Raw genomic sequence first — 12,628 nt, forward strand, 5'->3', positions numbered from 1 at the left:
CTTTATCCGGCTTTCAACGCACCTTCTTCAAAAGCAATGGTGCTACCGGATATGCTTTTTGATGATGGGGCAGACCAGTTCGGCATAACGCATCATCCCCAGGTCGGTAAAATGAACGCCGTCCACGGTAGCCTCTCCATCATGCCCTAACATATCTTTTGATGAGATCATATAGATATTCTTCTCTCCCCGCTTTTTGAGCGACTGAAAAACGGCATTCACCGTTTCGTTCTTCCGTGCCACTTCCTCGGCAATACGCTGATCGAAACGGGTATGAGTAAAGATCGGATCTTCCAGAAAGATAACCGGAGTATCAGGATGCCTACTGCGGATGATTGTATAAAACTTATCGGCACGTTCCTTCATTTGTTGCACATTGGCATTGGGCACAAAATCGAGCACATACACGGAAGCATCTACGCCAGCCATTACCTCCGCTATTTCCAGATCGAGCAAAGCATTTCCGCTAAATCCTAAATTTATACATTCACGGTTCAGCCAACGGGAGATAATATTGGTATGCGCCATTCCCGGACGACTCGCACAACCTCCCTGCAAGATGCTGGTACCATAAAACACTACCGGTTTCTCACGTATCGGAAGATTAACTTCCGGTTGGGAGATCTCTGCCAGTGAATCAACTCCGATAGAAAGTGAAGTCACTCCATCGTAAAGTGGAAGATACAGCATATATTCCCGTTCCACCGGTTTCATATGGGAGATGATCTTCGCCTCGTTTACCTTACCGGACGGACGTCCGCTGTTGACAAATACCCACTTGCCATCCTGAAGGCAATAAAGATCGAGCCCTTTGATACCCGTCGGGGTCATGTGGTTCATGTTCCGGTTGAGAAGTACTTCCCACTTCGCGGCAATGGTGGTGGAATTGGAGCGGAAGCGCAGTGCCAGCCCGGCACTGTTTTGCCCCAATGCCCATACAGGCTTGCGAGAGATGCTCCTTAGAGAATCGGGTAACCTCTCATAGCGGGTTGCCGAATTTTGTGTTGCCTTACCCAACAATGGAAAGGCGGAAGCATCATGGTACACAAGCTGGCCGTAAGAAATTGATGCATAGAGCAGTAAAGTTACTGCAAGGATAAATTGTTTCATAGGTTATTGAAATTAAGATGGAAGCAAAGATAGGAATAAAGTGGTAGATATAACCTCTTTATTCATTGATTACTACAGAAACGGATAGAAAAAAGGGGAATACCTACGTTCCGTTCAGTCAGTCAACAACCGAAATCCTTTTACGACTACGTAAGAACGGGCTGATAGACGACAGCGGCAGCCGGGATTTTAAGGCATTACATCCGTAATACACAATTTTGTTTCGGGTGTTCGGGACGGCCCCCGTACACCCGTACACCCGTATACCCCCTATAAAATCAAAATAAATATGGCAAGTGTTTTGTATTTCAAGAGAATAACTTTATCTTTGCAGCAACATGCTTACCCCGCTTCCCGTCAGATCAGCGCGCTTAGGGTAAGCCTTTTATTTTTTATACCCCCATGACTAAAATTCCTTACCCCAAACAACTCATATCTTTTCCGGATCAGATTGCTTTGCTCAAACGGCGTGGGCTTGTTTTCACGGACGAAACCAAAGCCTTACACCTGCTACGCAATATCAGTTATTACCGCTTGAGCGGCTACTGGTATCCTTTGCTGGCAGACAAGCAAAACCATTTGTTCAAGCCCGGCAGTACATTCGATACCGCTTACAATATCTATAAGTTTGATAGCGAGCTTCGCAAGCTGATTATTACGGAACTGGAAAAGATTGAAGTGGCTGTACGCACACAGACCGCCTATATACTCTCTTCGCAATGGGATGGATATTGGTTTGCCGATGCTTCCCATTTTAACAATCCGATACGTCACGCCAAGATATTGTCAAAGATAGCTGAAGAGTACCAGCGCAGTGACGAGGAATTTGTTACAGCTTTCAAATCCAAGTATTCTGATCCTTTTCCACCAAGTTGGATAACGATGGAGATAACTTCTTTCGGTACATTGTCGATTCTATACAATAATCTGCTTCCCGGAAGGGCAAAGCGGAGCATTGCGGCTTATTTCGGGTTGCCCGACACCGTTTTTGCTTCATGGTTACACAGCATTGTTTATATCCGTAATATTTGCGCACATCATTGCCGCTTATGGAATCGGACACTTAGCATCCGCCCGTTAATGCCCCGTTCACCACGCAAGCCCTTTGTCACGCTTCCGGCGAATGGCACACGGCAGGTTTATTTCATATTGAGCATGACCGTTTATCTGTTGGATATAATCAATCCGAACCACTCATTTGTCGAAAGGTTCAAGGATTTGCTTTCCCGCTATCCTTCGATAGATGTCCGTGCTATGGGCTTTCCGGCTGGTTGGGAAAACGAGGATATTTGGAAATAGGCAACACACACCCTTCCGTACACCGTCCTCACCTTCTCGTCGTCCAGCACCTTACAAGACCGCACCATCCATGCCGCACCGTCACCCGTAATATACCGCAAAGCCTTTTCGTCACTCCCTGCAACCTTCGGCAGCGTAACTACCACGATTTCATCCGCCAGCCCGCTATTGAGCAACACAACTGCAATTCTTTCACCGTAGGCGACCATCCCCCCCCGTCACCCGCACCTTTCATCCGTGAAAGTTCCGCCACGGCATCCCCTGTAAGGAACTACACCCCTTCTTTTTCCGTCAGGTTACAATCGGCGCGCCACTACAAAAGTTTCTTTCTCCGTCAGCGGCCAGCCGAGATGATTCATAAATACATCCAGATAGGTTTCTTCATCCAAGAGCAGGCAATCGGCTTTCAGAACAACATCGTCTACCTGTTTGTCGGCACAGGCAGCACACCCGTCAATGGTTCTTTCAACCGGGACGTATTCATGTTATCTCGCAAATCCACCATCTTAATGATGAGTGGACCTCCCCGTGCGGGAAGCACCCGAAGGTTACTCTGTCATGAGTCGGTACTGTTATTGATGAAGTTCAGGAAGGAACGTATGCTTCCTCGGCACTGTTTTGTCCCAATGCCCATACAGGCTTGCGAGAGATGCTCCTTAGAGAATCGGGTAACCTCTCATAGCGGGTTGCCGAATTTTGTGTTGCCTTACCCAACAATGGAAAGGCGGAAGCATCATGGTACACAAGCTGGGCTTTTAAAGCCAGCGTACAAAATAGCAAAGCTACTGAAAGGATGTAATTTTTCATATGTTACTGAAATTAAGACTCCCCAAAGGTAAGAAATAAAATTCATCAAGTAAAGAGAGAGGTTGGGAAAAGGCAAAGCGTTTGATTATTATTTTACACAAAACATTTCCCCGAAGCCGCACGTCATGCCCGGCTCCGGGGAGAGGGTACCTCGGCTCCGAGGAGAAGACCCTTCGGCTCCGGGGAGGAAGCTGCTCGGCTCCGGGGAGGAAAACGAGCTATACAATTGCTGATTATCAGCACATTACAAACACATCATTTAGCGTTCCGAAACGCACATGGATAGTAATATTATACTACATTCACTCAATCATTGCCTGGCGAACCTCCCCATGCGGGAAGCACATCATTGCTGAAAAGTGATAGGTTCCTGCCTCCAATGCGAAAGTAACCGTATCCTTTTGTTGAGACTCTAAACGTACTCCCTTTGCCTCTTTCCATCCGATACCTCCTTCTTTTACAGAAGCCAGACGAACATTCGGCAGCTTCAAAAGAGCCGTGGTATTGGCAGGTATCACCACTTCGATATCCAGTTTACCATCCCGCACTTCCCAGTTGGAAACGATGGTACCATACATAGAGTTGTAGTGTGAGCGTACCTGTTTCGGTCCCTTTTCATTGATCCAAGGGGCTATGATGAACTCCTTGAATCCTGCTTCCGGACGCTGAATACCACCCAATGCCTCAATAAACCAAGTACCAATATACAGATAAGAGCTGTGCAAAGCAGACCCTCTGCATTCCCAATCTTCAAAGAAAGTACCGTTCCCTTTTTTAAGCATATTCCCCCAACCCGGGAAATCTTCTTTGGTAACCATCTCGCAGATCAAGTCGTTCCGATGATTGTCCAGTAAAGTATGGAAGAGGAAAGAACCTGCCGTAATACCTCCCCAGAAATGTCCTTTACGATTGATACGTATCTCCTGCTCAAGACGTTTCCAAACCTTTGCTTTCAGATGCTCAGGAGGCAGATCCACCATCAGGGCGATAGCCAGATAAGAAGGATATCCATTCACATAGCTGTTATCACGAGAGTTGAAGAAAGTAGTATGTACGGATTTGCGTACTTCCGCCGCTCTTTTACGCCAGGCAGTAGCCGCTGTTTCATTTCCCAATACATCCGCGATGCGGGCAGCCGTCTCCAAACTGTAAATCCAGTGGCAATTGTTGAAGAACAATGTCTCCCGGGTATCCCCCAAGGCTTTTCCCTGTTTCTCCATAGCCGAGCGTTCTGTCCAGGCATCCGGCCAAAGCCAGTCTCCTAAGAAGCTCCACTTGCTCCCCCAGCGAACCAGCATGTTGTCTTTGGATTTTGTTTCTACAAAATCGAGCCAGCGCTGAATGGTAGAAAAGCTCTCTGATAAAACACGCACATCACCATATTGCCGGTACATCTCCCAGGGAAGGGTTATACAAAATCCGCTCCATGAAGGGCCGCCGCCACCGATATAGGTTGGAGCCGTATGCGGTACACTGCCGTCTTCTGCCTGTACATCCCGCCAGTCTTCCATCCACTTTGTATAAAAAGCGGGCAACTGATAATTGTCCATGCCGGCACGCGTGGTAGCCAATGCATCGCCACCATATCCGCGACGTTCGCGATGCGGGCAGTCTACAACAAAATTACCTAAGCTCAGATTCTCAAAAGTCCACAGTGTGGTGCGATAAAGATCGTTCAACAGAGGCATATCACATTCAAAGCCGGATGCCTGCTGATAGTCAGGACGAATCATCCAGCCTTGGATCTGTTCTAACTTTGGTGCAGAGCGCAAACCGGTGATCTGAACCCAGCGTCCTGTCATATAATTAAAGTGATTGCAGAAAATGCCCTTTCCATCTGGACTGAGCTTATAAATACTACGTATGCCGTAGCTGCACACATCCTTCTCCCGCTCCGAAAACTGGAAAACAATTGAATCGCCCGGCTGTCCGGCAAGCTGCATTTCAAACCAGCCGGCATAATTAATGCCCATATCCACCCGGTACACTCCCGGTTTCACCTCCTTGACAGAAAGCGGTTTGATCTCTTCCATCAGCCGGTTGGGCTGTGTCTTATCGGCAGACACGACAATCTGTGGCTGGTATACCTTTACTCCTGTCCAGGCTGAATCATCAAAACCCGTTTCATTCCATCCTTCTATCTCTAAAGAAGCATCCTGAAACTCTCCGGCAAAGTGGTGTGCATCCCAGTATCCCATCAAGGTATTGGAGCTTGCATGGGTCTTCCAACTATCATCCGTCATCACCCGGAGTTTTTCACCAGAGGGTAAAGTAATTTCCGCCTGTGCCAATACCATCGGGATAGCCGGCCGGCCTTCCTGCTGATAAGCGGGAAATATAGCCCAGGAAGTACCTAACCACAAAGCAAGTACATTCTCCCCGGCTTTCAGATAAGGAGCGATATCATAGGTCATGAATCGGGCACGCGACTTATGATCCGTCACAGAAGGAGAAAGCACGGCATCGCCTATTCTCTCTCCGTTCACATACAGTTCATGATAGCCAATGGAAGCTACATATATCAGTGCCTCCTGCGGAGCTTCGGATAAGGTGAACGTTTTACGGAACCATGGGTCGGGCATTTTATTGTCTATCGGCCGTCCACCTACACTCTGAGACTCCATTTCGGCACTACCTATCCACCGGGCTTTCCAGTCATCGGCAAACAAGCCCATCTGCCAGGTAGCGGGCTCACTCCACGATGTCCAATTACCCTGTTCATCGACTAAACGAACTTTCCAGAAACACTTTAGACCGGTAGCGAGCGGTTTTCCGTCATACACAATATTCACCGATTCGCCTGAATCCACCCGTCCGCTATCCCACAAATCACCCTGATTCTTATCGAGCAGCGCCCGGCTGCTTGCTACCAGAATCTGATAAGCAGTCTGTTTTTGTCCGCGTGCAGTCAGGGTAGTTCCCATTTTCCAGCTCAAACGCGGGCGGGAAACATCCAGCCCTAACGGATTCTTCAGATATTCGCATTGCAAATCGGCAGGTTCCACCCAGGCAATATCTACGGTGGCAGTACTTCCTGTAGTTGCTCCGTCCGGAAAGGCTATCGTCACCTCTCTCCCATTAAGCATGATATGAACGTCCTTTTGGCTATGAAGCGGATCGGCTGCCCATATTTTAAATCCGTCCTCTACCTTCTCTATATAGACGATGGATTTCTTATCGGCACCTACCGTCAGTCCGTCACCCATATCTACGGTTCCCGGAGTATAGAATACAATGGCATACGCCTGTGCCTTTGCCAATTTCACAGCCTGGATATCAGCCGTGTTTTTAATGATTCGATAGGTGTGATCTGTAACAAATCTCTCAAAATCGGGCAGTGACTGATCGGGCACTACCATATAGGCATACGTTGCATCCGTAGCCTTTCTGCCATGACTGATCCACAGGTTAAAAATATCGGCAGAGAGTACACGCTTGTCTCCATCAATATTAATATCTCTCCATGAGCCCGTCTGCGTTTTACTACTGACACCAACATTCCCACCCATAGGGAAAAGATATCCTACCCTGTCATGGTATACCCATAGCGGATTCTCAACCCATGCATCTTTTTTGTAAGAAACCGAACCTGCGGTGGTACCAACGGTCAACTCTCCTGAAAAGTAACATTGGTTCACGGTAGTAGCTGCCTCTTCCGGCGAATCGGAAGTAATGCCTGCTCCTAAACAAAGCAACACATCATCCAGAAAGAAATATGCCTTCTTGGCCTGCAAGCCCCGATAATCATGCTCGTAAGCAATCAGTCCGTTCCTGCCGGAGCTAACCCCACCGGCAAAGACATTCGTACCGTAAAAATACCCTGTAAGCCGTGCCGAATCGGGATGCTGGACTGCTGTAGTACCGGGTATACGGGTCCAGTTCCAAAGTGGGAATATATTCTTATACTCCTCTCCTGAAGTCAATATATTGGTAGCTCCTAAAGGTAGATTGTATCCTTTCAGATTCTCATTATTAATCATTTCCGTCCCGTTGGTACGGGTAGAAAGAACTTTTGCCGACAGATAATAATTGGCACCGTGCTGCGTCATGATATCCGACTTCCAGAAGTACTTGTTTCCGGGAACCGGAAACGGTGCACCTCCTAAATGTTCCATCCATGCCTGATATTCGGCCGCATGTTCCGGATCGTTCTGTATCATACGGTTCAACATCGTGGCAGAAACATTGTTAACCCCACCTTTACGGGTGATGTTACGCCCAGTCGCCCCAAATTCAAACGTACTTCTATACCCAAAGAGACGCTGTCCGTTCAAAAGAACATCCGAAAGGATCTGTCTCTTTTCCGGAGTAAAATAAGCAGCAAAAGCAGTACCGTTCACCAGATGAATGTAATAAACCAGATCATCCATGAACGACAGTCCATACCCTCCCGAATAGAGTTGCGGACGATGCTGATGGAAACTACCGTCTATCTTTATTCCTTCGTCTCCTTGCCGGGGTACAATCTTAATAGTGGAAGCAATGGATTCAAATCCAATCCGTACCAGTTCCATATTGTTCTCAATGCATCCTTTGTGGATGGTTACATCCGAAACCCAGGTACGGTTCTTTCCTTTATGCCCCTGGTTACCCGTGCGATCTTCCAGATAAGCGGAGTATTGCAACAACTTCTTCTCACTGATTTTATCTTTCAGCAGAATCAGTGCCACCATATAATCCTGGGGAGCCCCTATATCGATAAACCACCAGTTTTTAGACTTCGGCTGCATCCGGTTCCAGTACTCAAACCCCAATTGTATTTTATTGAGCAGTTTCTTCGAGTTATAATATTTGTTCCCCGGCTTGCGGTAGGCATGGGCCATGGCTTTCAGACGCTTCAGATGCGTTCCTGCCGGGAAACCGGCAAATACAGTGACATAATCAATCTTCGGAAAACTACCGTCCGATTGCATAGACTCCATAAAACGGCCTATAGCCTCCTCATCGACCTCTCCTTCCAGATGCGAAGCAATCAGCCGCCGGGTCAGTTCGTCCAGCTCTTTTTGTGCATTGACATCTCCTCCCGCAAATGCGAAGGAGGAGAAGAACAATCCTACGAAAGAAAATAATACTAACAATCTTCTCATAACAGTCCCTTTATTTACTCAGATACTTGCCATCCGCCACGATGTCACAACTCCGTACGGTTCTGATAAATTTAGAATCCGCCGGAGCTACGCCCTTGCACTGATTGAACTCAGCCCCCACTACATCGTCTAAGAAGAAGAGTGGACGTGCATCCGGCTGTTTGGCACAGAATCGTACATTGTTAAACCGTACATTCCGGGCATGGCGTACATAGAATCCGGCTGCCGGAAGCGTATTCCCGAACATTCTGTTTTCCGGATAACTGCTAACTTCCTCGGGAACGGGAGTCATCAACATCTCCGTTGTTCCACCACCGGGATAACTCACCTGTACATTATTAATGGATACGTTTTCTACAAAAGAATTCTCCACACCGGTTATCGAACAAGCGATCAAGCTCTCGGCAGTAGCTACAATATTACTGATATTGATGTTCTTCAACACTCCGCCTTCTTTTCTGAAAGTACGGTGCCGGTCGCCTAAACGGATAAAAACAGGTGTCTGTACATCTCTCATAGAAATATTAGACACAGTGATGCCGTCAATAATTCCTCCGTCTACCATCTCAATAGCAACTCCCGAAATGACGGTGACCTCTGCAGAAATATGTTCCAACTGCTTGCTCCAGTGGCGTATATTGTCTTCGGCAGCCCGGCGAACCACACAATTGGAGACGGCTATATTGCGATATCCCCCGTGAGAAGCGGTACCGAACTTGATAGCATTGCAATTGCTTGCCGTTACACAATTAGTCACCGTTATATTTTCGCAAAACTCGGGATGATCACTCTTAAAACAGATGGCATCGTCTTCCACATCAATATAGCAATCGGATATCGTTGCATTCTTTGCGTCAATATCGAGTCCGTCATTGTTATAATTACAATGGCTGAATACCTTCAGTCCACGGATAGTAACATCCTCACATCGTTCATAGTGCTGTACCCAATAAGCAGAATTGCGCAACGTAAGATCCGTCACAACAATCCCCTGGCATTCTACCAAATAGATAATTTTAGGACGTTTCGGACCACCGTCCGCATCATTGCCAAACTGAAACGACTCATTTCCTCCCTGTCCGTCTATGGTTCCGAAGCCGGTAAGCGAAATATTCTTTTGCCCACGTGCAAACAGTAGTCCTGAGGACTGATTCATAGAACCTTCTTTATAGGGGAAGGCATGATCATAATCCGCCAAACGTGTACTGCCCAAAACCAATGCACCGAAGTCGAGATGCAGATTCACATTCGACTTGAGCTCAATAGGACGTATCAGATAAGTTCCGGAAGGGATAAGGACTGTGCCGCCACCTTTTGCGGAACACTCATCCACCGCTTTTTGTATAACCACCGTGTTATCCGTAACACCATCTCCTTTGGCACCACGTTTTGTTATATCAATCGTCACCGCAAAGAGGGTAGACGAAAACAGCAAAGAGGCTGTCAGTAGTATTGTCTTACATTTGTTTATCATGGCAAGTATCTTATTTATTGGTTAATGACTTATATCGGCACAGGGCCTCTACATAATAATAATCAGCATAAGTCAAAGGTGCATCTACCTCCGTACCTGCGGGCATATTACCTACAGAATGCTTCAGGATAAATCCGCCATTCGTACCCACTTCTGCTGTATATTCGGGTGAAGATAACACCTGTAGTATCTTCTCGGCTGCTTTAAAATATTTATCTCCTTGCTTCGCCGGCAAATACTGAGACAGTTCGAGCAATCCCGCACAGTTGATGGCAGCTGCCGAAGCATCTCTCAATGCATCCGGTATACCGGGCGCATTATAATCCCAATAAGGAATCAGGTCTTTCGGCATATTAGGATGATTCAGTACAAATTCGGCTATCTTGACTGCCTGATCGAGGTATTTAGGATCCTTCGTAAAACGATACATCATTGTATATCCATACAATCCCCAAGCCTGGCCACGTGCCCATGCTGATTGTTCCGAAACACCCTGCCCACCCTGGTAATTCTGAATACCACCGGTTTTCGGATCGTAATTAATACCATGGTACAGACTATTGTCTGCCCTAAAATGATTCTTTAAAGTAGTATCGGCATGCTTCACCGCAATATCATAGAATGTATTATCTCCCGTAACCTCGGCAGCCCAGAACAGCAGTTCCAGATTCATCATGTTATCAATGATTACTCCATAGTCATTCGGTTTACGATTATGAGATTTAATACATCCCACTATAGGGCTGAAACGTGAAATCAATGAACGGGCACCATTCACCATAATGTCCTTATACCCGGGCTTCGGTGAGATACGGTTGGCATTACCATAACTGCAATAGAGCATGAAACCAACATCGTGTGTACTGACATTGTATTGTTCGGGTTCCAATAGTTTCAGCATACGTTCTCCCTCTGCACACAACTCCTTATTACCGGTTTCCTCATACAAATAAAACAAAGTACCGGGATAGAAGCCACTACACCACCATTTGGACGAACTGTTCTCCGGTTTCTGTTTCTTTGTATCGTATGTTTTTGGAAACACATCGGTCCCTTTCAACTCATCTCTCATAAACAGGTATTGACGTCCTGCATTCTCCAAAGCTTTGTCCACATCCACTTTTCCTTTGGGAGTAGCAGCCAATAAATCTCCAACGGACAAAAAGCAAGCCATAGCAGCTCCAAATACTAATGTTGATATTCTCATGGTTATTCAATTCGTTTTAATCGTTTATAGTAATCAAAAGCAAAAATACAGATTATTACCGGTTGGCATGATAAGTCTGTATCAGTTGTAACCTCTCAATATATTTATTCACATCGGTTATATTCATCTCTTCCAGGCTGTAAGCCGGTACGTTGCGATCATACATATAGATATTCTCCAGTATAATGTTCTTCAACGGATGCTTTGCATCATAACCTTTGATGATGGAAGGGGTATTGCCTTTATCGCGGACACGAACGTTACGGATCACAATATCTTCCACCGTCTCAGGGGCTTGCAGATAAATTTCCAGCCAACGGCTATTGTTCTTATCCCTGGGCCAGAAACCTTCGATATCAATATTATCAAATACAACGTTACGGGCTATCCCTTTCCCCCACTTATGATTGACAGCGATGGCGCGCATACTCTTATAAGAGGTGGAGTTCACAAAACGCAGGTTCGTCTGGTCCTGCTCCACACCGAATCCCAGTTTGAACGTAGCACAGCGGCTCCATCCCAGGCAGTCATCAAAAGTCACATCATCAAGCGGTTCGGGATCACCATACCACTTATCGGCAATATCAGTAGTGTGGGTCCACGTCTTGGTAGAATAAGTATCATCTTCCGCAATGGCAATGGTATGTCTCACCAACACATGCTGGCATTCCTGAATGTCGATTGAATCATCTTCATGATCCTTGTCATTCTCATTATAATGCTTGGTATTTTGCAACAGCACATGATCACAACGGGTAGGGATCACACCCCATAAACCACTGTCGATAAAGGTAATGCCATCCACCGTAAAACCACTGCACTGCATAGGCATCAGCAGGTTGTTCAGGTACTTATGCTGGTTACGCATGTAAGAGCCATTACCATCAATCGTACCGCGACCGTATATCTTTATATTAGAGGTGTTCTCGTCCGTATAGATAAACCAGGTACCATCCATCTGCAACGATTCTTTCCGGTAATGGGTGATGTAATCTTTCGGGTTTCCCGTCCCACGAATGACGGCTCCCCCTTCCATATAGATATGTACATTGCTGCGCAAAACCAAGTTACCGCAATAATACAAGCCAGCCGGCACATATACAATTCCACCGCCGTTGCGGCATGCATCGTCAATGGCAGTCTGAATGGCAACTGTACTTGGTTTCTTTCCTTTCTTATCTGCCTTGTATGGTTTGGAAAGAATGTTATAAATCCCCTCCCCTTCGCTATCGGGTACCTCTGTTTCCAGATTGTCTCCTGCAATAGCCAGTTCCTTCAGATTATTGATCTTCACAATCAGATAACGGGAACCTTCTATATCAAACGACAGTTTATTACCATCTACCGTAGCTTTCAGCCCTAACGAAAGCGGAGTTATCGTATAATTCGTGATTTCCTCGTTCACCGTGATAGTAACCGTTTGTCTGCCCGAAAACGAAAAGTGAGTAAAATCGTAAATAGGAGTAAACGCCTGTACCGGAACCTCCGTCTCCCCGACACGAAGCGTATGCTGCTCACCCTGCTGATAGCAGGATGCCAACGGATAAGTAACTACCTGTGTGGCTTCTGCCGCACGGAGCATCGTACTACCTATCATTAGTACACATAATAAAATAATTCTAACCATAGTTCTTAATAATCTTT

General features: G+C 46.5%; 6 protein-coding genes and 2 pseudogenes. 1 reads left to right on the forward strand and 7 read right to left on the reverse strand.

What is annotated here, in order from left to right; translation table 11 throughout:
- Positions 1-42: 42 nt before the first annotated feature.
- Positions 43-1,110: an SGNH/GDSL hydrolase family protein gene (locus ACESQI_RS17845; RefSeq protein WP_234130235.1), complete on the reverse strand. Its 1,068-nt coding sequence runs from the start codon at positions 1,108-1,110 to the stop codon at positions 43-45.
- Between the two features lie 402 nt (positions 1,111-1,512).
- Between ACESQI_RS17845 and ACESQI_RS17850 the strand changes: the two genes are divergently transcribed.
- Positions 1,513-2,409 carry an Abi family protein gene (locus ACESQI_RS17850; RefSeq protein ID WP_234130236.1) on the forward strand — a complete coding sequence of 299 codons (897 nt, stop codon included), beginning with the start codon at positions 1,513-1,515 and terminating at the stop codon, positions 2,407-2,409.
- An 8-nt stretch (positions 2,410-2,417) separates the two neighbouring features.
- Here ACESQI_RS17850 and ACESQI_RS17855 read toward each other — a convergent pair.
- The 6 genes and pseudogenes from ACESQI_RS17855 to ACESQI_RS17880 form a co-directional block, all read right to left on the reverse strand.
- A pseudogene (locus tag ACESQI_RS17855) lies at positions 2,418-2,867 on the reverse strand (deaminase); the annotation flags it as partial.
- 151 nt (positions 2,868-3,018) lie between these two features.
- Positions 3,019-3,216, reverse strand: a pseudogene (locus tag ACESQI_RS17860) (SGNH/GDSL hydrolase N-terminal domain-containing protein); the annotation flags it as partial.
- A 302-nt stretch (positions 3,217-3,518) separates the two neighbouring features.
- A complete protein-coding gene (locus ACESQI_RS17865) occupies positions 3,519-8,303 on the reverse strand; it encodes a family 78 glycoside hydrolase catalytic domain (protein WP_373126620.1) in 4,785 nt (1,594 codons plus the stop codon).
- 10 nt (positions 8,304-8,313) lie between these two features.
- Positions 8,314-9,777, reverse strand: a complete 1,464-nt coding sequence (locus tag ACESQI_RS17870) for a glycosyl hydrolase family 28 protein (RefSeq protein ID WP_320935114.1) — start codon at positions 9,775-9,777, stop codon at positions 8,314-8,316.
- Between the two features lie 10 nt (positions 9,778-9,787).
- Entirely contained in the window at positions 9,788-10,984 is a 1,197-nt protein-coding gene (locus ACESQI_RS17875) for a glycoside hydrolase family 88 protein (protein WP_007487281.1), read from the reverse strand.
- 55 nt (positions 10,985-11,039) lie between these two features.
- A complete protein-coding gene (locus ACESQI_RS17880) occupies positions 11,040-12,611 on the reverse strand; it encodes a glycoside hydrolase family 28 protein (RefSeq protein ID WP_007487280.1) in 1,572 nt (523 codons plus the stop codon).
- Between the last annotated feature and the right edge of the window lie 17 nt (positions 12,612-12,628).

Source organism: Bacteroides sp. HPS0048, from assembly GCF_964240755.1.
Taxonomy (GTDB): Bacteria; Bacteroidota; Bacteroidia; order Bacteroidales; family Bacteroidaceae; genus Bacteroides; species Bacteroides nordii.